This window comes from Mycolicibacterium xanthum (genome assembly GCF_019710635.1).
Classification (GTDB): domain Bacteria; phylum Actinomycetota; class Actinomycetes; order Mycobacteriales; family Mycobacteriaceae; genus Mycobacterium; species Mycobacterium xanthum.
Genome location: NZ_JAIFZS010000025.1, coordinates 16,990 through 39,832, shown reverse-complemented (window position 1 = coordinate 39,832; position 22,843 = coordinate 16,990). Strand labels below are relative to the sequence as shown.

Here is a 22,843-nt window from a genome sequence, read left to right as displayed (position 1 = left end):
GTCGGCGTCACCCGGCTACACCCGGCGGCGCTCCCGCTCAACCGCGAGCTCGGCGGTGACCACGTCGACGGCCATCGTCTGGCCGTAGCCGCGGCGGGCCAGCATCCCGACCAGCCGTCGGGTGACCTTGATCTCGGCGTCCCTGTCGCCCGGGTCACCGAGCTTCTCGCGGCGCAGGCGATCGCGGACCAGCTTCTCGGCCTGCATACGTTCATCGCCGGCATCGATACCATCCAGCGTCGCGGAGATCACCTCGGCGTCCACGCCCTTGTCCCGCAGCTCGGCGGCCAGCGCGCGCTTGCTCTTGCCCGCGTTGGCCCGTCGCGACCGCACCCACTGCTCGGCGAAGTCGTCGTCGTCGACCAGACCGACCTGCCCCAGCCGGTCGAGCACCGCCGTACTGACGTCCTCGGGATAGCCCCGCTTGGCGAGCTGGGCCGCCAGCTCCGCGCGGGTACGCGCCCGCACGGTGAGCAGACGCAGGCACAATGCCCGCGCCTGCTCCTCGCGACGTTCGGGGTCGCCCTCCGCCGGGCTAGAAGTCGACCGGAGCGGGAAGGACATCATCGTCCCCGTCGGTCACCACGGCGCCGATACCGAGCTTCTCCTTGATCTTCTTCTCGATTTCGTTGGCCACGTCGACGTTCTCCAGCAGGAAGTTGCGGGCGTTCTCCTTGCCCTGCCCGAGCTGCTCCCCGTCGTAGGTGAACCACGATCCGGACTTGCGGATGAAGCCCTGCTCGACACCCATGTCGATCAGCGAACCCTCCTTGCTGATGCCCTTGCCGTAGAGGATGTCGAACTCGGCTTGTTTGAAGGGGGCCGCTACCTTGTTCTTGACAACCTTCGCCCGGGTGCGGTTACCCACCGCGTCGGTGCCATCCTTGAGCGTTTCAATTCGCCTGACATCTATGCGCACCGAGGCGTAGAACTTCAATGCCTTTCCACCCGTGGTCGTTTCGGGCGAGTTGTGCACCATGACGCCGTCGGCAAAGTAGTTGTGCGAACCCTCCACCTCGATGTCGAAACGATCCATCTTCTGATAGTCGGTCTTCGATTCAATTTCCACGACGCGCGCCGGCATCAATTGCATTATTGGCTCGATGAATCGCGGTTCCACGGCAAACTGGCCCCTGAAGCGTGGCAGCAACTTATACGCCATGGACGGATGGACGTACGGGGCGATCAACTCTTGGAACATCGCGGTGGCTGGCGTCGAGAAGACCAGAACGGCTTTACCTGCCTTGCCGGAAGTACGTAGACGTACATCGAGACCGTGGGTGTCACGCAGATAGTCGCGCAACCGAATACGTGAACCCTCTGTCATCGCCTCGACACAGATCTCGATACGACCACTGCCACCCTGGGTCCGCCGCTGAAGTCCTTTGGACCGCAGGCTGAAACTGCCATCGTCCATGTACCAGATGGCCAGCGCCAGCGGAGTCAAGGCCTTGAGATAGTCCTCGGATAGAAACTTCTTGCCATCACCGAGATACACAGCACGACGTAATTCATGGAGCTCGGCAAGAGTGGTGAAGTCGGCGAAAGCCGAGCCCTTGCTATTGGTGGTACGGCAATGGGGGATGTTATCGAGAAGCGCGATCTTCCAGTCGAGGTAGTCCGCTTGCTTGGCCCCATGCCCCATTCGTAGGCATGCGCTCTCGGAATCCTGCCGGACGGCGGGGGAAAGGCAACCGTCTCCCATCAGAGAGCCCAGGACAACTTCCCATTGCTGATCACTTAAGAAAGTCGGTTGCGCAAGCATCACGCGGTCGCCAACGAGAATGTCTTCGGCCTCTCGCCACCCACCAGGAGTTCTGATCAGATGATTGCGGGTCATCGCGAGGCTGGCATGACCACGTCCCGTTCCTCCGCCAGCCCTGTCGACCTTGAAGTGCAGGAACTCTTCGGTCGTACCGTTGTTGAACCAATTCGTCACCTTGCGGGGCACGATCCGCCCGGACTCGAAGTCATAGGACAGAACTTCGACATCCATCTTCTGGTTCACAATTTTGCCAAGCTTCTCAGTGGAACCGTCGGCAAGTGTGACGTTGGTGTACCAAGATCCACAGCCGAACATCACACCGATTTTTTCCCGCAACTGGTTGATGAAGATCGCGGTGGTGCCCGAGTTGTTCAGCGCACCGGTCATCTTCCGCAGCGCCTGGCTCATCAGCCGGGCCTGCAGACCGACGTGACTGTCGCCCATCTCCCCCTCGATCTCGGCACGCGGCACCAGAGCGGCCACCGAGTCGATGACCAGGATGTCCAGCGCACCGGAGCGGATCAGCATGTCGGCGATCTCGAGCGCCTGCTCACCGGTGTCGGGCTGGGAGACCAGCAGCGCGTCGGTGTCCACCCCGAGCTTCTTGGCATACTCCGGGTCCAGGGCGTGCTCGGCGTCGATGAACGCGGCGATACCGCCGGCGGCCTGGGCATTGGCGATTGCGTGCAGGGCCACGGTGGTCTTGCCGGAGGACTCCGGGCCGTAGATCTCGATGACGCGCCCGCGGGGCAGACCGCCGATGCCGAGCGCGACATCCAGCGCGATCGAACCGGTGGGGATGACCGAGATCGGCTGCCGCACCTCTTCGCCCAGCCGCATCACCGAACCTTTTCCGAAGTTCTTGTCGATCTGGGCGAGCGCCAGTTCCAGGGCTTTCTCGCGATCGGGGGCCTGCTGCGCCATGGTGGGTACCTCTCCGGTAGTCGTTGTTGACCGGTTCTCGGTCGGTTGGCCGTGACGCTAGGCCAGGGCACCGACAAGTCAGCGTCGAACATCCCCCACAGTAGACGAACACGTGTTCGATTCAAGCGGACACGCCGGAGGGCTACGTTTGAGCGATGGCGACACGGGAAGACGTCCAGATCCCGGCGGACGGCGATCGGCTGGCCGCCTATCTGTACCGGCCGGACGACACCGGCGGCCCGGTCCCGTGCGTCGTCATGGCCCACGGGTTCAGCGCCACCCGCGACGACGGTCTGCCCGCCTACGCCGAGGCGTTCTGCGACGCCGGCTATGCCGTGGTGGTATTCGACTACCGCCACTTCGGCGCCTCGACCGGACAACCCCGACAGTTGCTGGACATCGCCATGCAGCAAGCCGATTACCGCACGGTGATCGGGTGGGCCCGTCATCTCGAGGGGGTCGACCCGGACCGGATCGTGCTGTGGGGAACCTCGTTCTCCGGCGGTCACGTGCTCGCCGTCGCCGCCGACGACCCTCGCGTCGCGGCGGTGATCTCCCAGGCGCCGTTCACCGACTCCCTGCCTGTTCTGCGGGAGGTTCCGCCACGCACCGTCGCGGCGCTGAGCCTCGCCGGGGTGCGGGACCAGCTGAGTGCGTGGCGCAGACGCCCGCCCGTGCTGATGCCCGCAGTCGGCGAACCCGGCACCGTCGCCGCGATGACCTCACCGGACGCCAAACCCGGCTTCGAAGCGATCCTGGCCCCGAATTCGTTGTGGCGCAATGAGGTCGCTGCGCGCCTGATGCTGCGGTTGGCGTTCTACCGGCCGGGCGCCGGGACCGCGCACCTGCAGATGCCGCTGTTGGTGTGCGTCTGCGACGACGACGCCGTCACCCCGCCGGGTTCGTCGGTCGCCGCCGCGCACCGCGCTCCGCGCGGCGAACTGCGCCGCTACCCCTACGGGCACTTCAACATCTACCACGATCAGCAGGTCAAGGCCGATCAGGTCGCCTTCCTGCGGCGGGTCATGGACCGGACCGCCGCCTGACCGAGGCTGGACGCCGCGACACAGCGGTCATATCGTGAAGGTCATCCAGCCGGATGGAACTGACATGCACGAGATGGCGCTGACCCAGAGTGTTGTCGACGCCGTGTGCGAGCACGCCGCGGGCCGCCGGGTGAACAGCGTCAGGCTGGAGGTCGGCGCGCTGTGCGCGGTGGTCCCCGGCGCGATGCAGTTCTGCTTCGAGCTGGCCACCGAGGGGACCGTTGCCGACGGCGCCCGCCTCGACGTCGACATCCAACCCGGGTCGGCCCGATGCCGCAGCTGCGCGCAAACCTTCGACCTGAACGATCTGATCCTGCTGTGCACGTGTGGAAGTGCCGACGTCGAGGTGCTGACCGGCCGGGAACTGCGGATCCTTTCCATGGAAGTGAGCTGAGCATGTGTGCAACGTGTGGATGCGGTGACGACGGCGCGACAATCACCCTGACCGACGGACACCACCAGCACCACCACCCTCATCCGGATGACGGCCACCCGCACCGGCACGCGCATACCGATACCGTTTCGCTGGACCAGAAGGTGCTGGCGAAGAACGACCAGCTCGCGGCGCAGAACCGCCAATGGCTGACCGAACGCCACATCCTGGCGCTCAACCTGACCAGCTCACCGGGGTCGGGAAAGACGACACTGCTCGAACGCACCATCCGCGAGTTGGGCAGATCTCGCTCGGTGGCCGTCATCGAAGGCGATCAGGAAACGTTGCTCGACGCCGAGCGCATCCGGGCGACCGGGGCGCGGGCGATCCAGGTCAACACCGGCGCCGGATGTCACCTCGATGCGGCGATGGTGCGGCGGGCACTGGAAACGCTGGCCCCACCCCGCGACTCGCTGCTGTTCATCGAGAACGTGGGCAATCTGGTGTGCCCTGCGCTGTTCGATCTCGGGGAGAGCGGAAAAATCGTCGTCATCTCCGTGACCGAGGGCGCCGACAAACCGCTGAAGTATCCACACATGTTTGCTGCGGCAGCGCTCGTCGTCGTCAACAAGTCCGACCTCTTGCCCTACGTCGACTTCGACGTCGACACCTTCACGACCCATGCACGGTCGATCAACCCCGGGGTGGACATCCTGACGCTGTCGGCGACCACCGGGGAGGGCATCCCGAAGTGGTACGACTGGATCGACATCCGAGCAAACGAGGCCGTGTCGCACGGATCCGTTGACAAGACCATGCCGCCGGAGTAGACCGAGAAACAACGGCGCGCAAGTGGGCCGAGGGTCGACTCCAGCGCCGCAGGGGTCGCTGCCAGACCCCGGAAAGCTGTGACACATGCCCACCGAGGCGGCAGTCAAAGCAGAAGAGGCCCTGATCCACGTTCTGTGGATCAACGCAGGTTTGAGTTGTGACGGTGACTCGGTGGCGCTGACTGCCGCCACCCAACCCAGCATCGAGGAGATCGCACTCGGCGCTCTCCCGGGGCTCCCGAAGATCGCCGTCCACTGGCCTCTCATCGATTTCGAATGCGGCCCCAACGGCGGTGCCGACGACTTCCTCGAATGGTTCTTCAGGGCCCAGCGGGGCGAGTTGGAGCCGTTCGTCCTCGTCGTCGAGGGATCGATCCCCAACGAGAAGATCAAGGACGAGGGGTACTGGTGCGGGTTCGGCAACGACCCGGCCACCGGCCAGCCGATGACCACCAGCGAGTGGCTCGATCGACTCGCGCCCAAGGCGACCGCGGTGGTCGCGGTGGGCACGTGCGCGACCTACGGCGGAATCCATGCGATGGCGGGTAACCCCACCGGGGCCATGGGTGTACCCGACTACCTGGGATGGTCCTGGAAAAGCAAGGCCGGTATCCCGATCGTGTGCGTGCCGGGTTGCCCGATCCATCCGGACAATCTGTCGGAGACGCTGACGTACCTGCTGTACATGGCCACCGACCAGGCGCCGATGATCCCGCTGGATGACGCACTACGCCCCAAATGGCTGTTCGGAAACACCGTGCACGAAGGATGCGACCGGGCCGGCTACTACGAGCAGGGCGACTTCGCCACCGAGTACGGCTCGCCGAAATGCATTGTCAAGCTTGGCTGCTGGGGTCCGGTGGTCAAGTGCAACGTACCCAAACGTGGCTGGATCAACGGCATCGGCGGCTGCCCCAACGTCGGCGGTATCTGCATAGGCTGCACCATGCCGGGCTTTCCCGACAAGTTCATGCCGTTCATGGACGAGCCACCGGGCGGCAAGATCTCTACCACCGCCTCCGGTCTCTACGGTTCGGTGATTCGCAGCCTGCGCCAGGTCACCGGCCGCACGGTCGACAAAGAACCGAAGTGGCGGCACACCGGCACCCGACTCGAGACCGGAGCGGTCCGCACCTGGTAGGTGCGGCCCGCCCTGCGTCTCGGCCATCGGCTCGACGAAAAGCACTCCGCTGCTGCGTAATACACAAGAGAGAAGAAGTTTCGATGACAACGATCATCCCCGAGCCGTCGCAGGTGAAGCGTGACCCCGGCCAACTGGTGGAAATGGCGTGGGACCCGATCACCCGGATCGTCGGCAGCCTCGGCATCTACACGAAGATCGACTTCGAGAACCGGGAAGTCGTCGAGTGTCACAGCACGTCGTCGATCTTCCGCGGCTACTCGATCTTCATGAAAGGCAAGGATCCACGCGACGCGCACTTCATCACGAGCCGTATCTGCGGCATCTGCGGCGACAACCACGCCACCTGCTCGTGTTACTGCCAGAACATGGCGTACGGCGTCAGGCCACCCCACCTCGGCGAGTGGTTGGTCAACCTCGGCGAGGCCGCCGAATACATGTTCGACCACAACATCTTCCAGGAGAACCTGGTGGGTGTGGACTACTGCGAGAAGATGGTTTCCGAGACCAACCCCAGCGTCCTGGCCAAGGCGGAGAACACCGAGGCGCCGCACTCCGACATGCACGGCTACCGCACCGTCGCCGACATCATGCGCGCGCTGAACCCGTTCACCGGCGACTTCTACCGGGAGGCGCTACAGGTCAGCCGCTGGACACGCGAGATGTTCTGCCTGATGGAGGGTCGGCACGTCCATCCGTCCACGCTGTACCCCGGTGGCATCGGCACCACCGCCACCGTGCAGCTGATGACGGACTACATGACCCGGCTGATGCGCTATGTCGAGTTCATGAAGAAGGTCGTACCGATGCACGACGACCTGTTCGACTTCTTCTACGAAGCGCTTCCGGGATACGAGCAGGTCGGGCTCCGACGGACACTACTGGGCTGCTGGGGCTCGTTCCAGGATCCGGAGGTGTGCAACTTCGCCTACAAGGACATGGAGCGCTGGGGCGACGCCATGTTCGTCACCCCCGGGGTGGTGATCGACGGCAAGCTGCACACCCACTCGTTGGTGGACATCAACCTCGGCATCCGAATCCTGTTGGGGCACTCGTACTATGACGACTGGTCGGATCAGGAGATGTTCGTCAAGACCGACCCGCTCGGCAACCCCGTCGATCGGCGGCATCCGTGGAACCAGCACACCAATCCCAAGCCGCAGAAACGTGACTTCGACGGCAACTACAGCTGGGTGATGGCCCCGCGCTGGTTCGACGGCAAGGACCACCTGGCGCTGGACACCGGTGGCGGGCCGCTGGCCCGTCTGTGGTCGACGGCGCTGGCCGGGCTCGTCGACGTCGGATACGTGAAGGCCACCGGATCGAGTGTGCAGATCAACCTGCCGAAGACCGCGTTGAAAGGCCCGGTCGAGTTCGAGTGGAAGATACCCGGGCACGGCAGCAACACGCTCGAACGCAACCGCGCACGGACCTACTTCCAGGCGTATGCGGCGGCCTGCGCGCTGCACTTCGCCGAGAAGGCGCTCGCGGAGATCCGCGCCGGCCGCACCAAGACGTGGGAGAAGTTCGAGGTGCCCGACGAAGGCATCGGCTGCGGCTTCACCGAGGCAGTGCGCGGAGTGCTGTCCCACCACATGGTGATCCGCGACGGCAAGATCGCCAACTATCACCCGTATCCCCCGACGCCGTGGAATGCCAACCCGCGGGACAGCTACGGCACGCCCGGCCCGTATGAGGACGCCGTGCAGGGTCAGCCGATCTTCGAGGAGAACGACCGGGAGCAGTTCAAGGGCATCGACATCATGCGCACGGTGCGAAGCTTCGACCCGTGCCTGCCCTGCGGGGTGCACATGTATCTCGGCGAAGGCAAGTCGCTGGACCTGCTGCACTCCCCCACCCAGTCCGTCACCGGGGAATAGCCCATGGCCCAGCCGACGCCGCCGGATGCCGACGAGACGCAGTGGCGCACGGCGGGCGATCGGATCCAGACGCTGCTCGATGCGTCGGCCGCCGGTGGCGCGGCGGCGCGGCAGCGCGCCGAACGACTGGTCGGCGAGGTCACTGACCTGTACGGCGCGGCGATCGAGCGGATGATGGCGCTGGCGCTGGCCGCCGATCCGCGGCTCGCGGACGGGTTCGCGGCCGATGATCTGGTGGCCAGCCTGCTGTTGGTGCACGGACTGCACCCGCACGACACCGAGCGGCGGGTGCGCACGGCGCTGGACTCCGTCCGGCCCTATCTCGGTTCACACGGCGGGGACGTGACACTTCTCGGTGTGCAGGACGGCGTGGTCCGGCTGCAGTTCCAGGGCAGCTGCAAGAGTTGCCCGTCCTCGTCGGTGACCCTCGACCTCGCCGTGCGCGACGCCGTTCTCGCGGCGGCACCGGAGATCGGCGACATCGAGGTGCTGGCGGTCGAACCGGATCACGACGGCGGTGTGATCCCGGTCGATTCGCTGTTGAGCCGGATGCACACCGAGCGTCGGCACCCGACGACGTGGCAACCCGTGCCCGGGCTCGCCGAGCTGCGCGATGGCGAGGTCGGCGGCTTCCGCATCGCGGGGACCCCGACCCTGGCCTGCCGAATCGGGTCGGATGTGTTCGCCTACCGGGACCGGTGCGCGGCCTGCGCCCGGTCGCTGGCCGGGGCCCACCTGACCGGCGCCGTGCTGCACTGTCCGGGCTGCGGGGCCGGGTTCGACGTGATCCACGCGGGCAGCGGCGTCGGCGGTGACGGCCATCTGGAGCCCGTCCCGGTGCTCGAGCGCGACGGTGTGCTGTCGATGGCCCTGCCCACGCCCGAGGCGGTGGCCTGATGGACGCGGCGAGCAGCACCTCGGACGTGCTGAGCCGCATCCGCGCCAACCGGGCGGCGCCTGAGCCCGCCGGTGAACGGTGCGAGATGTGCGCGGAACCCATCGCCGACGAGCACCAGCACCTCGTCAACACCGAGGGCCGCCAACTGTTGTGCGTATGTCGTGGTTGCTATCTGCTGTTCACCGACACCGGCGCGAAACTGCGTTATCGCGCGGTCCCCGATCGATATCTCACCTTCGACGGCTTCGCGATGGACCGGCGCCAGTGGGAGGCCCTCCAGATCCCGGTCGGGCTCGCGTTCTTCTTCCACAACTCCTCGCTCGGGCGCACAGTCGCGTTCTATCCCGGCCCCGCGGGCGCCACCGAATCGGAACTGGACCTGCAGGCCTGGGCCGACATCCGCACCGCGGAACCACGAGTGGACCTCCTCGCCGAGGACACCGAGGCGCTGTTGGTCCGGGTGCCGGAACGCCCTGATGCCGCGCCGCGGGGCTACCTGGTCCCGATCGACGCGTGCTACGAGTTCGTCGGCCGGCTGCGGATGCTGTGGCACGGGTTCGACGGCGGCGGCCAGGCCCGCGACTATATCGACGGGTTCTTCGAACTGCTCGACGACCGCGGCGGGACGGTGCAGCGCGCATGACCGGCCTGACGTTCTCCGTGGCGGACATCGCCGCCGAGCCCTACGCGGTGACGCCGGTGCTGGCGGCCCGCGTCGGAATCGCCGCGGACGGCGACGAACCGATCCACGCGATCGCGCTGCGCACCCAGGTGCGCATCGAGCCGATGCGGCGCAACTATTCCGACGACGAGGCCGACGGACTGGTGGACCTGTTCGGAACGCGCGAACGGTGGTCGAGCACCCAGCACGCCTTCCTCTGGCAACATGCCGCGGCGATGGTGCCGGGCTTCAGCGGGAGCACCGAGGCGGTGCTTCGGCTGGAATGCACCTACGACTTCGAGGTGAAGGCCGCAAAGTACCTTCTCGCCCTGCGGGACGGCGCCATCTCGCTGCAGTTCCTTTTCAGCGGAACGGTTTTCGTGCCCGGCGCGCGCGGATTCGAGGTGCATCAGATCCCGTGGGACCGCGAGGTGCACTACGACATGCCGGTGTCGGTGTGGCAGGACCTGATCCGGATGCACTACCCGAACACGGGCTGGTTGCGCCTGGACCGCGACACGCTCGACGAACTGGCCGCCTACCGGTCGGCACGCGGACTGCTCAACTTCGACGACGCCATCGCCGGCCTGCTGGCCGACGCACGGGAGCTGCGATGAGCGCGCGCTGGGAGAACTGCCGCCGCGTTGCCGACGCGGTGCTCTACGAGGGGTACCTGCTCTACCCGTACCGGGCCAGCGCCGGAAAGAACCAGTCCCGCTGGCAGTTCGGTGTGCTCGGACCGCACGGCGCCGAGGACTGCGGTATCGGCGAGAACGACTCGATGTCCGCGCAGGTGCTCGTCAACCCGCTGGCCGCACCCGCGGTCTCGGGCGTGGTGCGTTTCCTGCAACTGCAGCACCGCGCTGTCGAGCGCGACCTCGGCGATGGCCGGTATCAGCCGGTCGGGGAACTGCGGGCGGGCGCGCAGCGATGGCTGAGCTGGGATGAGGCGGTCGAGCACGAGGTGATGTTCGGCGCCCACGAGGTGTCGAGGCTGCCGCATATGGTCGACATCTTCGTCCCGGCCGGCACCGACATCGAAGAGATCGACGGCGGCAGGCTGGTGCGCAGCCGCCGCGACCTGCACGGGCGGCTCGCGATCTCCGCCGAACCGGACGGCGGCCTGCTCCGCCTGACGTTCGAGCTGCACAACACGGCACCACCTGCGGCAGACAAGGCCGAGGCGATCGCCACCTCCCTGATCGGGACCCATCTTCTGATCGAGGTCAGCGGCGGCGAGTTCGTGTCCCTTCTCGATCACGTCGACGCCGCCGACGGGCCGGCGCGCCGGTGCCGCCAGCACCGCTGCTTCCCGGTGCTGGCCGGGCCACCCGGCGCCCGCGACCTGATGCTGGTGTCCCCGATCATCCTGTACGACCACCCCGAAATCGCCGAACAGAGCCAGGGCGACCTGTACGACGCATGCGAGATCGACGAGATCCTGACGCTGCGGATCCTCACGATGACCGACGAGGAGAAGGCGCAGGCCCGCGCCACCGATCCGCGGGCCGCCCAGATCATCGACCGGTGCGACGCGATGTCCCCGGAGGCGCTGCTCGATCTGCACGGTGTGCTGCGCGATCCGCACGCCGAGGCCGGAGCAGACCTCATCCCCGAGATCCCACTCGACATGAACTGGTGGGATCCTGCCGCAGACAACGCCGTCCGCCCGGATGTGGACGCGATCCTGGTCAACGGGACCACGGTGGCGCGGGGCACCAGGGTTCGGTTGCATCCCTGTCGCCGTGCCGACGCGCAGGACCTGTTCTACGCCGACAAGATCGCCCGTGTGACATCGGTCCACGAGGACGTCGACGGCGGTCAGCACCTCGGGGTCGTTCTCGAGGACGACCCCGCAGCCGACCTGCACGACTGGTACGGCCGCTACCTGTACTTCGCACCCGACGAGGTCGAACCACTCACCGAGAGGAGTCCGAAATGGAAGTAGTCGGTTGGGTTGCCGTGGGCGTGGTGGCAGCCGTATTGCTGGCGGGAGTGCTGGTCGGCGTCCGGTCCATCCCGGACGTTCAGCGCTACCTCAAGATGCGTCGCATGTGAACCGGTGGACGGCCGCACCACGTCCCGGATACTGGTAGCCGGGATCGGGAACATATTCCTCGGAGACGACGGCTTCGGCCCCGAGGTGTTGCGTCACGTCCCGCCGAAACTCGCGCGACCGCCGGTGCAGCTGATCGACTACGGCATCAGGGGCATGCACCTGGCCTACGACCTGCTCGACGGATGCGCAGCGCTGGTGCTGGTCGACGCCATCCCCGACCGAGGGGCACCCGGCACCGTGCACGTCTTCCAGGCTGAACCTGAAAGCCTTTCCAGAACAATTGGTCTCGATGCGCACGCGATGGACCCGGCCGCGGTGTTCGCCAGCCTGAAGGCACTGGGCGGCACCCCGCCCTACACGGTGGTCATCGGATGCGAGGTCAGCACCGTGGAGGAGGGTATCGGCCTGTCCGAACCCGTCACGGCCGCTGTCGGCCCCGCCGTGCAGGCCATCGAGACCACACTGGCCGGGCTGCTGGCCCGGCCCGCCGCGACGAGGGGTTGACCATGTGTCTGGGTATCCCGGGACAGGTCGTCGGCATGATCGACGGCTATGGGGACCAGTTGGCCCTCGTCGACGTGGCCGGCGAGCACCGCAGGGTCAATGTCGGGATGCTGCCCGAGGAGACATTCCGCCCCGGCGACTGGGTGATCATCCACATGGGATTCGTCGTCGAGAAGACCGACGCGGCCGGCGCCGAGGCTGCGCTGCACGGACTGGAACTGATGGGCCGGGGCCGCGACATCGAGGACGTCGACGACGACCGGCCGGCCGCCGACCTCAGAAGGGAGTGGGCCGATGTGTTTGGCGGTGCCCGGCAAGATCATCAGCATCGAGGAGCGTGACGGCGCGCTGATGTCGGTCGTCGACTTCGGTGGAGTCGAGAAAGACGTTTGTCTGCACTACATTCCGGATGCCGAAGTGGGCCAGTACGTGGTCGTACACGTCGGATTCGCGATCCAGCGACTCGACGAGGAGGCCGCGATGCGCACGCTGGCGGAGTTCGAGCGCCTCGGCGTCCTCGAGGAGGAGTTCGCCGACGGCTTCGAAGCGGCCGCCCGGCAGGCCGGTCAGAGGTGACCTCATGAAGTACTTGACGGAATTCGCCGACCCCGCGCTGGCGCACAGGCTCATCGATCAGATCCGCGACAGCACCAGCCGCAGGTGGTCCATCATGGAGGTCTGTGGCGGGCAGACACATTCGATCATCCGGCACGGTATCGACCAGTTGCTTCCCGACAGCATCGAGATGATCCACGGACCGGGTTGCCCGGTCTGCGTGACCCCGCTCGAGATCATCGACAAGGCCCTCGAGATCGCCGCACGCCCGGATGTCATCTTCTGCTCGTTCGGCGACATGCTGCGGGTACCGGGCAGCGAGAAGGATCTGTTCCAGGTCAAGAGTGAGGGTGCTGACGTTCGGGTCGTCTACTCGCCGTTGGATGCGCTGACGATCGCCCGGCAGAATCCGGCCAGACAGGTGGTGTTCTTCGGCATCGGATTCGAGACCACCGCGCCGGCCAACGCGATGACCGTGTATCAGGCGCACCGCCTCGGCGTCGAGAACTTCTCACTGCTGGTCTCGCATGTGCTGGTGCCGCCCGCGATCGCCGCGATCATGGAGTCGCCCACCTGCCGCGTCCAGGCATTCCTGGCCGCCGGGCATGTGTGCACCGTGATGGGCACGGCGGAATATCCGCCGCTGTGCGACAGATACCGCGTCCCGATCGTGGTGACCGGCTTCGAACCGCTGGACATCCTGGAAGGGATCCGGCGCACCGTCGCGCAACTGGAGGCGGGCCGCCACGAATTGGAAAACGCCTATTCACGCGCCGTCCAGGATGCCGGCAACCCGGCAGCCAGGGCGATGCTGCTCGACGTTTTCGAGGTGACGGATCGGGCGTGGCGGGGAATCGGGACGATCCCCGCCAGCGGCTGGCGACTGTCACCGGCCTATCGCGCATTCGACGCCGAGTACCGCTTCGCCGTCACCGACATCCACACCGCGGAATCGGACCGATGCCGGTCGGGCGAGGTATTGCAGGGGCTGATCAAGCCGCACGAATGCGCGGCGTTCGGGACGGCCTGCACGCCGCGAAATCCGCTCGGCGCCACCATGGTGTCATCGGAGGGCGCGTGCGCCGCCTACTACCGGTACCGTCGCCTCGAGCTGACCGATGCCTGAGTTGGCATCGCGGCCCGGCGGCACACCGCCGCCGGCTGCAGGCCAAGCGCTGTTCGCGCGGTATGCCTTCCCGCCGAACGAGCTCGGCTACTGCGGACCGGCAGATGAGGGGTCCGGCCTGCTCTCCGGCGAGCGGGTGGCTTCGGTGGCGCGCAAGTTCGACGGCGCCTGGCCGTATCTGGAGGTCATCGCGGCGGCCGCGGGCATCGACGACCCTCTCGACCTCGCCGTGGTGCGGAGCTATTGGATCGGTGGCGGGCTCCTCGACACGGTCGACGGCGGCGGGCTGATCCGGCATCTGCGCACGGCGTTCGCCCGGCAGGTGACCGGGTTACTCGGCGTCGTGGATGCGGATGCATCAGCCCTGGCGCACCACAGCTTTCACGTCTTCGTCGTCTACCCGTGGGTGCGCTTCCTGCGCAAGGACCCCGTTACACCGCTACGGATTCTGCAGAACTGCCGGATCCGGTGGGGCACCGTCGAGGCCGTCGACGACGAGCACGTGCTGATGCGATCGCCGCAGCTGACCCTCGACTCCGGCGGCCGGTTGACACCAGGCGATCCGTGCACCGAAAGGGTGCGGTGGAGCAGATCCGGGAGGTCGCTGACCGGCACGCCGGCGGTCGGCGACACCGTCGCCGCACATTGGGACTGGGTGTGCGGGTCATTGACAGAAGCCGACTGCGTCGCGCTGCAGCAGGCGACACAACAGACGCTGGATCTGGTGAACGGCACCCGAGCCCCACTCTGAACGGGCAGCGGTCACCACTGGTCGCGGGGAACGTCGAAATCGGCACACAGCGCCCGCCACACGTCGCGCGGATCGACCCCGTCCTCGATGGCCTGCGCGGCGGTCCGCCCGCCCATCGTCGTCAGCACATGGTCGACCAGCATCGACGACGCCCGCACCGCGCCGAACTGGCCCTCGACCAGTCCGTGGAACTCCGTCAGTCGCACGGGCCCAACCTACGCCCAGGCGCCGAGCGCGTCATGGCACACCCGTACCGGATCGGCGACCTCCGCGACCCCGGCACCGGCCCGGCGCGCAGCCTGCCGATAGCTCTGCGAGCCCAGCACCTCACCGACCGCGACAGCCAGGGCATCCGCGCTCAACGGCCGGATCAGCTGCGCGCTACCCTGCCGCACAACACGATTCGCGATCTCCCACTGATCCCCACCACCGGGGACCACCACCATCGGCACCCCGGCGAGCAGCGACTTGGCCACCGTGCCGTGCCCGCCGCCGCAGATCAGCAGATCGGCGCCCGCCAGCAGTTCGTCCTGACGCCCGAGGCCGACGACGGCCCACGGCGGCACCGTGCCGTCGGGGCCGTCCAGCCGCGACACCACCACCCGGGAACCCGGGGGCAGCACCTCGCCGGGCACCAGGGTCTCGAGTGCCAGTTCGGCCAGGCCGCGCGCACCGGTGGTGGCGGTCGACGGCGCCACCACGACGACGGGACCGTCGCCGGCCGGGATCGCCAGCACGTCGGTCGTCGGCTCGAAGTGCAGCGGGCCCACCACCACCGCCTCCGCGGGCCAGTCCGGGCGGGGCACCTCCAACGCGGGCAGCGTGGCGATCAGGCGCCGCAGCGGCCCCGGATCCTCGGCGGGCAGGCCGATCTCGACGCGGGCGGCCGAGCGCTGGCGCAGGCCGGTGCGCCACGAGCGCGCGCTCAGCGCCCGCAGCACCGCGTCGCGGAGCCGCCCGCGGACCCCGACTCCGGGGGCCAGACCACTGCCGACCGGTGGCAACCCCTTCGACGGCCGGTACAGCGGGTGGGTGTTCAGCTCGATCCAGGGCAGCCCGAGCAGGTCGGCCGCCAGACCACCGCAGGTGGTGATCGAATCCGAGATCACCAGATCCGGTGCCAGGCCGGCGATGGTCTCGCGGTTGAGCAGCGCCATCCGCGCGGCGCGCCGGTGGATCTTGGCCCCGGCGTCGCCGTCGTCGTCGTCCGCGGTCGGATCCAGCCCCGCCAGTTCGACCGCTCCGATGCCGTGCTCACGGGCCAGATCCAGCCACCTGGTGCCGGTGAGCAGCGTGGGGTCGTCGCCTGCGGCCAGGAACTTCAGGCACAGCGCAAGCGCCGGAAACGCGTGACCAGGGTCGGGTCCGGCGACCACGGCGACGCGCATGCGGCTACCCTGCCACAGCGTCCGCCGTTAGGCTCGGGCGATATGACCGACGAGGCCACCAATCCGCCGATGCCGACCCCGCCCGCCGCACCGGCCGACAATGCCCAGACCGTGCAGAGCTTCCTGTTCGCGCTGGCCGACGAGGACTTCGACACCATGGAGTCACTGGCCGCACCCGACCTGTTGTGGCAGAACGTCGGGCTGCCCTCGATTCGCGGGCGCAACCGCGCCATGAAGATGCTGCGCAGCATGCAGGGCCGCACCGGCTTCGGCGTGAAGTTCCACCGGATCGCCGAGGACGGCGACACGGTGCTCACCGAACGCACCGACGCGCTGATCTTCGGCCCGCTTCGGCTGCAATTCTGGGTGTGCGGCTCGTTCGAGCTACGCGACGGCCAGATCACGCTGTGGCGCGACCACTTCGACTACTTCGAGTTCATGGTCAAGGCACCGCTGCGGGCCCTGGCGGGCCTGGTCATACCGTCGCTGCGGTCGACCTTGTGACCGGGGCCGGCCGAAGGGAACGCCCCGCGTGCCGCATCCCGGTGGTGCTCGTCGCCGGCGGGCATGCCCGGCTGGTGGTGCGCCGCGACACCCGGCAGGACCTGCTGGCCCGCGACGTGACGTGACCGGGCCCGGCTACGCCCCGCGCAGCCGGCCGAGCTCGTCGAAGGCCTGCGCCCAGCCGGTCAGCCGGTCGGTCGCCAGCACCAGCTCGTCGCGGTAGCGCCGCTGCGTCATCGGCGAGCTCGACATCGAACCGGAGTTCGCCGCCGACACCAATTGAGCTGCCGCGGAGACCATCTCGTTGTACTGGCGCGCGCCGCGGTCGAGCTGGGTGGTGAACGCCGCGATCGTCGGGGCCAGGTGGGCACGCGACTGCGGCGCCGCCTTGACCGCCTTCTCCATCGACACCACCTCGGTGGCCGTCGCGGCCATGGTGGCGGCGGTCTGCTCGGCGGTCACCCGCAGTTCGAGCAGTTCGTCGGCGGGCAGCATCCGGCCGCGCTCCATGACGCCGATCAGCGAGAACAGGCCGCGCTCGGAGGTGGCCAGCGCCGTCATCGGCGCCCGGGCGGCCGACCCCCACGGCGGCAGCCGGTGTGCGGCGCGGGACCGTTGCGGGGGCAGCGGCTCCCCGCGCAACCAGCGGTAACGCAGAAACGACAGGGTGGCCAGGAACGCGGCACCGACGGCGATCGGCGACGGGATGAACAGCGCCCACACCGGGGTGCTCCAGGACGCGAGCAGACCCGTCACACCCACCCAGAACACCGCCGAGACGGTGAAGAACACCCCGAGCCGCAGGGCCCAGCGCCGCTTGCGCAGCAGCTTGGCCCGCGGATCGGCGGCGGCATACAGCCTCTCGGCCAGCACGTCCGACCACTCCGCAGCGGTGTCGACGCCGCGCTGCGCCAACGAGCGCCAGGCCTGCGGTCTGCTGGTCGGGTTGCTCATGACGTTACGGCGTGACTTTCGTGAGAGTTACTGCGACAGCGGATTTTCCGGTGTCGGTTCGGGCGTGGCCGCGGGACTCGCAGGCGTCTGGCTGGGCGTGGCGGAGGTGGCGCCGCCTGCCGGCAACTGCTCACCTCGCATCGACGCCCGGATCTGCTCCAGCCGGGAATGGCCCGCCATCTGCACGCTGGCCTGCTGGACCTCCATCATCCGGCCCTGCACCGAGTTCTGTGCAAGCTCGGCGGCCCCCATCGCGTTGGCGTAGCGACGCTCGATCTTGTCGCGCACCTCATCGAGGCTGGGCGTGTTGCCCGGAGCGGCGATCTCGCTCATCGACCGCAGCGACGCGCTGACCTGTTCCTGCATCTTGGCCTGCTCGAGCTGGCTGAGCAGCTTGGTGCGTTCGGCGATCTTCTGCTGCAGCACCATCGCGTTCTGCTCGACGGCCTTCTTCGCCTGCGCGGCGGCCTGCAGGGCCTGATCGTGCAGGGCCTTGAGGTCCTCGACACTCTGCTCGGCGGTGACCAGCTGCGCCGCGAACGCCTCGGCGGCGTTGTTGTACTCGGTGGCCTTGGTGGCGTCGCCGGCCGCGACCGCCTGGTCGGCGAGGGTGAGCGCCTGACGGACGTTGACCTGCAGCTTCTCGATATCGGCGAGCTGACGGTTCAGCCGCATCTCCAGCTGGCGCTGGTTGCCGATCACCTGGGCCGCCTGCTGCGTCAGCCCCTGGTGCTGGCGCTGCGCCTCCTCGATGGCCTGCTGGATCTGCACCTTCGGATCGGCGTACTCGTCAACCTTCGAGCTGAACAGCGCCATCAGGTAGCGCCATGCCTTGACGAACGGGTTGGCCATGAGTTCATTCCGCCTTCGTGTGTGTCGAACAGTGTCGGCTGTGCCTAGACCCCAACCTATCGGTTCTGCGCAGATCACCACACCCCTGCTCGGGGAAACGGATCAGGCCACCGCCATCGACACCACCTGGGGAATGACGACCTTGGTGCTGACGTCGATGTTGGCGGTGCCGGCCGCCTCGCGCGCAGCGGCCCGGGACTCCTCGAGCGCCAGCTCGTCGCCGGCCTCCGACAACACCCGCGACAGCGGGACTTCCAGGGCGCCGCAGATCGCCCCGAGCAGCTCGCTGGAGGCCTCTTTACGGCCCCGCTCCACCTCGGAGAGATAGCCCAGGCTCACGCGCGCCGAGTCCGACACCTCGCGCAGGGTCCGGCCCTGCTCGACCCGGGCGCGACGCAACACGTCGCCGATCACCTCGCGCAACAATGGCGTCATCGCACTGTTCCTTTCCGGTCGCGTCGGCAGCCTCATCAACCCTCATCTATTCGTTATCAACCCCAACGCGCGGTGTCACCCGGATGGTTCCCCGATCGGGGCACCAAAATCCGGTCGCTCACTGCTGCTCGACGAGGTGGCGCAGCACCAGTAGCGCCGCGTGGACCGCCGCCTGACGGATGTCCCAGCGTGAGCCGTCCAGCAGTAGTGCGTCGACCTCGGTGTCCACCGGCCCGGCCACCCCGAGGAACACCGTGCCGACCCGATGTCCGCCGTGGGGTTCCGGACCCGCCACGCCGGTCAGCCCCACACCCCAGGTCGCACCGCAGCGCTGCTGGGCGCCGACGGCCAGCGCGCGCGCCGTGGGCCCTGCCACCGGCCCCACGTCGGCCAGCAGCTCCGGCGCCACGCCGGCCAACTCGATCTTGGACTCGACCGTGTAGGTCACCAGCCCGCCGCGCAGCACCACGCTGGCGCCCGGCACCCCGGCCAGTGTCGCGGCCAGCAGGCCGGCCGTCAGCGACTCCGCGGTCGCGACCGTCTGCCTGCGCACCGTGAGATCGGCGACCAGCGCCCGGGCGTCGTCAGTGACCAGTGGGTCGTCCACGCCAATCCCTGACCGCCGAGACGAAGTAGTCGACGCCGGTGAGCACCGTCAGCACCACCGCCGCCGCCATCACCACCCAGGCCCCGACCAGCCACCCACCGCTCAGCGGGAGGATGAAAAGACCGATCGCCACCGCCTGGACCAGGGTTTTGAGCTTGCCGCCGCGACTGGCCGGGATGACCCCCCGCCGTAGCACCGCGAAGCGCAACACGGTGACGCCGACCTCGCGCAGCAGAATCACCACGGTCACCCACCAGGGCAGGTCGCCCAGCACCGACAGCCCGATCAGCGCGGCGCCGATCAGCGCCTTGTCAGCGATCGGGTCGGCCAGGGTGCCGAATTCGGTGACCATGCCGTAGCTGCGGGCCAGGGCGCCGTCGAAACGGTCGGTGATGACCGCCGCCACGAACACGATGAATGCGATTACCCGCCAGAACGTTTCATGCCCGTCACCGACGAAGAGCACCACCAGGAAGACGGGGACCAGCGCCAGCCGCACGATGGTCAGCGCATTGGCCAGGTTCGCCACACTGGCACGCGGAACCACCGGATCGGTATCTGGCTGGCCCGGCACCGCCACAGAATACTTGTTGGCCAAACCGATACTCTTCGGTGTGTGAGCGCAGACGCCGGTGAGTCCGCCGGGCAACCCGTCGTGCGGCGTGCCCGCACCTCCGACGTGCCGGCCATCAAGGCGCTCGTCGACATCTACTCCGGCAAGATCCTGCTGGAGAAGAACCTCGTCAACCTCTACGAGGCCGTCCAGGAGTTCTGGGTGGCCGAACTGGCTGGTGAGCTGATCGGGTGCGGCGCGCTGCACGTGATGTGGTCGGACCTGGGCGAGGTCCGCACCGTGGCGGTGCACCCCAAGGTCCGCGGGCACGGTGTCGGCCACGCTCTCGTCAGGCGCCTCCTGGACGTCGCCGCCGACCTGCACCTGCGGCGGATCTTCGTGCTCACCTTCGAGGTCGAGTTCTTCGGCAGGCACGGTTTCGTCGAGATCGACGGCACCCCGGTCACCGCCGAGGTCTACGAGGAGATGTGCCGGTCCTACGACACCGGCGTGGCGGAGTTCCTCGACCTGTCCTACGTCAAGCCCAACATCCTGGGCAACACCCGGATGCTGCTCACCCTCTGACATCGCCGAAGACCTCGCAGCCTCGCCGAAATGGCATTCCAGCAGGCCGCCACTCGACCTTTTACTGCCGGAATGCCATTTCGGCGGGGGGAAAGCTAGAAGTAAGTGTCCTCCGCGTCCCCGCCCGAGGCGTCGCTGCCGCCGCGGATCAGGGCCAGCGTGCCGGCCAGCTCGTCGGGTTTGACCAGAACCTCACGCGCCTTGGATCCCTCCGAGGGCCCGACGATCCCGCGGGTCTCCATCAGGTCCATCAGCCGGCCGGCCTTGGCGAAGCCGACCCGCAGCTTGCGCTGCAGCATCGACGTCGACCCGAACTGGCTGGACACCACCAGCTCGACGGCCTGCAGGAAGACATCCATGTCGTCGCCGATGTCGGGATCGACGTCCTTGCGGTCGCCGCCGGCCTTGGCGGTGGTGACGCCCTCGACGAACTCCGGCTCGGCCTGCTCCTTGGTGGCCGAGACCACTGCATGGATCTCCTCGTCGGTGATGAACGCACCCTGCAACCGGATCGGCTTGTTGGCACCCATCGGCAGGAACAGCCCGTCGCCCATGCCGATCAGCTTCTCGGCGCCCTGCTGGTCGAGGATGACACGACTGTCGGTCAGCGACGACGTGGCGAATGCCAGCCGGGACGGCACATTCGTCTTGATCAGACCGGTGACGACGTCCACCGACGGCCGCTGGGTGGCCAGCACCAGGTGAATGCCTGCCGCGCGGGCCTTCTGGGTGATCCGCACGATGGCGTCCTCGACATCCCGCGGGGCGGTCATCATCAGGTCGGCCAGCTCGTCGACGATGGCCACGATGTAGGGGTAGGGCTTGTACTCCCGGTTGCTGCCCAGCGGCGCGGTGATCTCCCCGGATCTCACCTTCTCGTTGAAGACGTCGATGTGGCGCACCCGGGAGGCCTGCATGTCCTGGTAGCGCTGCTCCATCTCCTCGACCAGCCATGCCAGCGCCGCGGCGGCCTTCTTCGGCTCGGTGATGATCGGGGTGACGAGGTGCGGAATGCCCTCGTAGGGGGTCAATTCCACCATCTTCGGGTCGATCAGGATCATCCTGACCTCCTCGGGGGTGGCCCGCGCCAGCAGCGAGACCAGCATCGAGTTGACGAAGCTGGACTTGCCCGACCCGGTCGACCCGGCCACCAGCAGGTGCGGCATCTTCGCCAGGTTGGCCGAGATCATCTCGCCCTCAATGTCTTTGCCGAGCCCGATGACCAGCGGGTGATGGTCGGAGCGGGTCGCCGGGTCGGTCAGCACGTCGGCCAGTCGCACCATCTCGCGGTCGGTGTTGGGTACCTCGATACCGACCGCCGACTTGCCGGGGATCGGGGCGAGCATCCGCACGCTCTCGGTCGCCACGGCGTAGGCGATGTTGCGGTGCAACGCGGTGATCTTCTCGACCTTCACACCCGGGCCGAGCTCGACCTCGTAGCGGGTGACCGTCGGCCCGCGCGTACACCCGGTGACGGCGGCGTCGACCTTGAACTGCTGCAGCACCGAGGTGATCGAATCGACCATCTGCTCGTTGGCCGCACTGCGCCGCTTGGGCGGATCGCCCGCGATCAACAGCTCCAGCGACGGCAGCGCGTAGGGGCCCTCGACCACCCGGTCCAGGGACAGTCCCTTGCCCTTCTTGCCCTTTCGGCTTCGCCCGGCTTCGGGCACGGTGGGCGCATCGTCGGTCAGCGGATAGTTGTCCATCGGCGTACCGGAGCGCGCCGGCAATTCCTCGGTGGGCTGGTCTGCGGTCGGCCACGCCGACGCCTCGTCCCCACCGAAGGCCGCGTCGTCGTAATAGCCGTCGGAGAAGTCCTCCGGCGCCGCGTCGCCGGCGCGGTCGTCGTACTCGTCGTCGTAGTCGTCGCCATACTCGTCGTAGCCACCGCGCCAGCGGGTGGAGAACATCGTGAGCACCGTCGAGGGCACCTCGCGAATCGTGGTGCCGGTCACCAGCAGCACACCGAACAGCACACCGATGAACAGCAGCGGTGCGGCGATCCATGCCGTGAGCCCGTCGGACAGCGGACCCCCGATGGCGAACCCGACGAATCCCGCCGCATGCTGGCGGGCCACCGGATCCTGCGGCGACCCGGCCCACAGGTGCCACAGCCCGAGCGCAGGTAGCACGATCATCGCGGTGCCCAGAATCAGCCGCGGCCGGGTCTCCGGGTCGGGCTCGGAGCGCATCAGCGCGATGGCGAGGGCTGCCAGCGCCACCGGGACCAGCACCACCGCGGACCCGATGATCACCCGCACCAGCGTGTCGATCCACTCCCCGACGGGACGGGCGGCGTCGAACCAGGAGCTTGCCGCCACCACCACCGCCAGGCCGAGCAGCGCCAGCGCGATGCCGTCACGACGGTGCCCGGGTTCCAGATCCCGGGCCCGGCCGACCGAGCGGGCGGTGCTGCCCGCACCCTTGGCCAGCATCAGCCAGCCGGCGC

General features: G+C 67.7%; 28 protein-coding genes. 18 read left to right on the top strand and 10 right to left on the bottom strand.

Annotated features, from left to right (window positions below):
* Window positions 1–15: 15 nt before the first annotated feature.
* Window positions 16–567 (bottom strand): recombination regulator RecX, encoded by a 552-nt coding sequence (gene recX, locus JDV09_RS11535; protein WP_221369264.1) that lies wholly within the window; start codon window positions 565–567, stop codon window positions 16–18.
* Window positions 536–2,689: an intein-containing recombinase RecA gene (recA, locus tag JDV09_RS11530; RefSeq protein WP_221369263.1), complete on the bottom strand. Its 2,154-nt coding sequence runs from the start codon at window positions 2,687–2,689 to the stop codon at window positions 536–538. Before recA ends, recX begins: the two co-directional genes overlap by 32 nt.
* A gap of 155 nt (window positions 2,690–2,844) precedes the next feature.
* On the opposite strand from recA, the gene JDV09_RS11525 reads away from it, so the two are divergent.
* From JDV09_RS11525 to JDV09_RS11460, 15 genes are all read left to right on the top strand, one after another.
* Window positions 2,845–3,735 (top strand): alpha/beta hydrolase, encoded by an 891-nt coding sequence (locus JDV09_RS11525; RefSeq protein WP_221369262.1) that lies wholly within the window; start codon window positions 2,845–2,847, stop codon window positions 3,733–3,735.
* A gap of 64 nt (window positions 3,736–3,799) precedes the next feature.
* A complete protein-coding gene (locus JDV09_RS11520) occupies window positions 3,800–4,129 on the top strand; it encodes a hydrogenase maturation nickel metallochaperone HypA/HybF (protein ID WP_221369371.1) in 330 nt (109 codons plus the stop codon).
* A gap of 2 nt (window positions 4,130–4,131) precedes the next feature.
* A complete protein-coding gene (hypB, locus tag JDV09_RS11515) occupies window positions 4,132–4,938 on the top strand; it encodes a hydrogenase nickel incorporation protein HypB (RefSeq protein WP_221369261.1) in 807 nt (268 codons plus the stop codon).
* An 85-nt stretch (window positions 4,939–5,023) separates the two neighbouring features.
* Window positions 5,024–6,079 carry an NADH-quinone oxidoreductase subunit B family protein gene (locus tag JDV09_RS11510; RefSeq protein WP_221369260.1) on the top strand — a complete coding sequence of 352 codons (1,056 nt, stop codon included), beginning with the start codon at window positions 5,024–5,026 and terminating at the stop codon, window positions 6,077–6,079.
* 83 nt (window positions 6,080–6,162) lie between these two features.
* Window positions 6,163–7,959: a nickel-dependent hydrogenase large subunit gene (locus tag JDV09_RS11505; protein ID WP_221369259.1), complete on the top strand. Its 1,797-nt coding sequence runs from the start codon at window positions 6,163–6,165 to the stop codon at window positions 7,957–7,959.
* 3 nt (window positions 7,960–7,962) lie between these two features.
* On the top strand, window positions 7,963–8,856 hold the full coding sequence (locus JDV09_RS11500) for a NifU family protein (RefSeq protein WP_221369258.1): 894 nt from the start codon (window positions 7,963–7,965) through the stop codon (window positions 8,854–8,856).
* Window positions 8,856–9,500: a DUF5947 family protein gene (locus tag JDV09_RS11495; RefSeq protein WP_221369257.1), complete on the top strand. Its 645-nt coding sequence runs from the start codon at window positions 8,856–8,858 to the stop codon at window positions 9,498–9,500. The genes JDV09_RS11500 and JDV09_RS11495 overlap by 1 nt, the downstream gene beginning before the upstream one ends.
* Window positions 9,497–10,135: a DUF6084 family protein gene (locus JDV09_RS11490; RefSeq protein WP_221369256.1), complete on the top strand. Its 639-nt coding sequence runs from the start codon at window positions 9,497–9,499 to the stop codon at window positions 10,133–10,135. The genes JDV09_RS11495 and JDV09_RS11490 overlap by 4 nt, the downstream gene beginning before the upstream one ends.
* A complete protein-coding gene (locus JDV09_RS11485; RefSeq protein ID WP_221369255.1) occupies window positions 10,132–11,466 on the top strand; it encodes a hypothetical protein in 1,335 nt (444 codons plus the stop codon). Before JDV09_RS11490 ends, JDV09_RS11485 begins: the two co-directional genes overlap by 4 nt.
* Window positions 11,457–11,576 carry a DUF6893 family small protein gene (locus JDV09_RS27480; RefSeq protein WP_372452900.1) on the top strand — a complete coding sequence of 40 codons (120 nt, stop codon included), beginning with the start codon at window positions 11,457–11,459 and terminating at the stop codon, window positions 11,574–11,576. Before JDV09_RS11485 ends, JDV09_RS27480 begins: the two co-directional genes overlap by 10 nt.
* Window positions 11,577–11,580: 4 nt before the next feature.
* Window positions 11,581–12,081 (top strand): hydrogenase maturation protease, encoded by a 501-nt coding sequence (locus JDV09_RS11480; RefSeq protein ID WP_308124094.1) that lies wholly within the window; start codon window positions 11,581–11,583, stop codon window positions 12,079–12,081.
* Between the two features lie 2 nt (window positions 12,082–12,083).
* Complete coding sequence (locus tag JDV09_RS11475) at window positions 12,084–12,422, top strand: HypC/HybG/HupF family hydrogenase formation chaperone (protein ID WP_255605207.1); 339 nt, start codon at window positions 12,084–12,086, stop codon at window positions 12,420–12,422.
* Window positions 12,376–12,657, top strand: a complete 282-nt coding sequence (locus tag JDV09_RS11470; RefSeq protein ID WP_221369254.1) for a HypC/HybG/HupF family hydrogenase formation chaperone — start codon at window positions 12,376–12,378, stop codon at window positions 12,655–12,657. The genes JDV09_RS11475 and JDV09_RS11470 overlap by 47 nt, the downstream gene beginning before the upstream one ends.
* A gap of 4 nt (window positions 12,658–12,661) precedes the next feature.
* Complete coding sequence (gene hypD / locus JDV09_RS11465; RefSeq protein ID WP_221369253.1) at window positions 12,662–13,762, top strand: hydrogenase formation protein HypD; 1,101 nt, start codon at window positions 12,662–12,664, stop codon at window positions 13,760–13,762.
* On the top strand, window positions 13,755–14,513 hold the full coding sequence (locus JDV09_RS11460; protein WP_221369252.1) for a DUF6390 family protein: 759 nt from the start codon (window positions 13,755–13,757) through the stop codon (window positions 14,511–14,513). The genes hypD and JDV09_RS11460 overlap by 8 nt, the downstream gene beginning before the upstream one ends.
* A gap of 11 nt (window positions 14,514–14,524) precedes the next feature.
* On the opposite strand, the gene JDV09_RS11455 is transcribed toward JDV09_RS11460, so the two are convergent.
* Window positions 14,525–14,719, bottom strand: a complete 195-nt coding sequence (locus tag JDV09_RS11455) for a DUF3046 domain-containing protein (RefSeq protein WP_221369251.1) — start codon at window positions 14,717–14,719, stop codon at window positions 14,525–14,527.
* A gap of 9 nt (window positions 14,720–14,728) precedes the next feature.
* Window positions 14,729–15,901 carry a glycosyltransferase gene (locus tag JDV09_RS11450; RefSeq protein ID WP_221369250.1) on the bottom strand — a complete coding sequence of 391 codons (1,173 nt, stop codon included), beginning with the start codon at window positions 15,899–15,901 and terminating at the stop codon, window positions 14,729–14,731.
* A 42-nt stretch (window positions 15,902–15,943) separates the two neighbouring features.
* On the opposite strand from JDV09_RS11450, the gene JDV09_RS11445 reads away from it, so the two are divergent.
* A complete protein-coding gene (locus JDV09_RS11445; RefSeq protein WP_221369249.1) occupies window positions 15,944–16,405 on the top strand; it encodes a limonene-1,2-epoxide hydrolase family protein in 462 nt (153 codons plus the stop codon).
* Window positions 16,402–16,530, top strand: a complete 129-nt coding sequence (locus JDV09_RS26770; RefSeq protein WP_255605206.1) for a hypothetical protein — start codon at window positions 16,402–16,404, stop codon at window positions 16,528–16,530. The genes JDV09_RS11445 and JDV09_RS26770 overlap by 4 nt, the downstream gene beginning before the upstream one ends.
* A 10-nt stretch (window positions 16,531–16,540) precedes the next feature.
* Here JDV09_RS26770 and pspM read toward each other — a convergent pair whose 3' ends face one another.
* The 5 genes from pspM to pgsA form a co-directional block, all read right to left on the bottom strand.
* Window positions 16,541–17,359: a phage shock envelope stress response protein PspM gene (pspM, locus tag JDV09_RS11440; protein ID WP_221369248.1), complete on the bottom strand. Its 819-nt coding sequence runs from the start codon at window positions 17,357–17,359 to the stop codon at window positions 16,541–16,543.
* Between the two features lie 27 nt (window positions 17,360–17,386).
* Window positions 17,387–18,211: a phage shock protein PspA gene (pspA, locus tag JDV09_RS11435; protein WP_221369247.1), complete on the bottom strand. Its 825-nt coding sequence runs from the start codon at window positions 18,209–18,211 to the stop codon at window positions 17,387–17,389.
* A gap of 102 nt (window positions 18,212–18,313) precedes the next feature.
* Window positions 18,314–18,646, bottom strand: a complete 333-nt coding sequence (gene clgR, locus JDV09_RS11430; RefSeq protein ID WP_221369246.1) for a transcriptional regulator ClgR — start codon at window positions 18,644–18,646, stop codon at window positions 18,314–18,316.
* 118 nt (window positions 18,647–18,764) lie between these two features.
* Window positions 18,765–19,253 (bottom strand): CinA family protein, encoded by a 489-nt coding sequence (locus tag JDV09_RS11425; RefSeq protein ID WP_221369245.1) that lies wholly within the window; start codon window positions 19,251–19,253, stop codon window positions 18,765–18,767.
* On the bottom strand, window positions 19,231–19,827 hold the full coding sequence (gene pgsA, locus JDV09_RS11420; RefSeq protein WP_221369244.1) for a CDP-diacylglycerol--glycerol-3-phosphate 3-phosphatidyltransferase: 597 nt from the start codon (window positions 19,825–19,827) through the stop codon (window positions 19,231–19,233). Before pgsA ends, JDV09_RS11425 begins: the two co-directional genes overlap by 23 nt.
* A gap of 81 nt (window positions 19,828–19,908) precedes the next feature.
* Here pgsA and JDV09_RS11415 point away from each other — a divergent pair, with 81 nt between their 5' ends.
* The gene (locus JDV09_RS11415; protein WP_308124098.1) at window positions 19,909–20,391 is read left to right on the top strand and encodes an amino-acid N-acetyltransferase; all 483 of its coding nucleotides are present in this window, start codon (window positions 19,909–19,911) and stop codon (window positions 20,389–20,391) included.
* 95 nt (window positions 20,392–20,486) lie between these two features.
* On the opposite strand, the gene JDV09_RS11410 is transcribed toward JDV09_RS11415, so the two are convergent.
* Window positions 20,487–22,829 (bottom strand): FtsK/SpoIIIE family DNA translocase, encoded by a 2,343-nt coding sequence (locus JDV09_RS11410; RefSeq protein WP_372452902.1) that lies wholly within the window; start codon window positions 22,827–22,829, stop codon window positions 20,487–20,489.
* Window positions 22,830–22,843 lie beyond the last annotated feature (14 nt).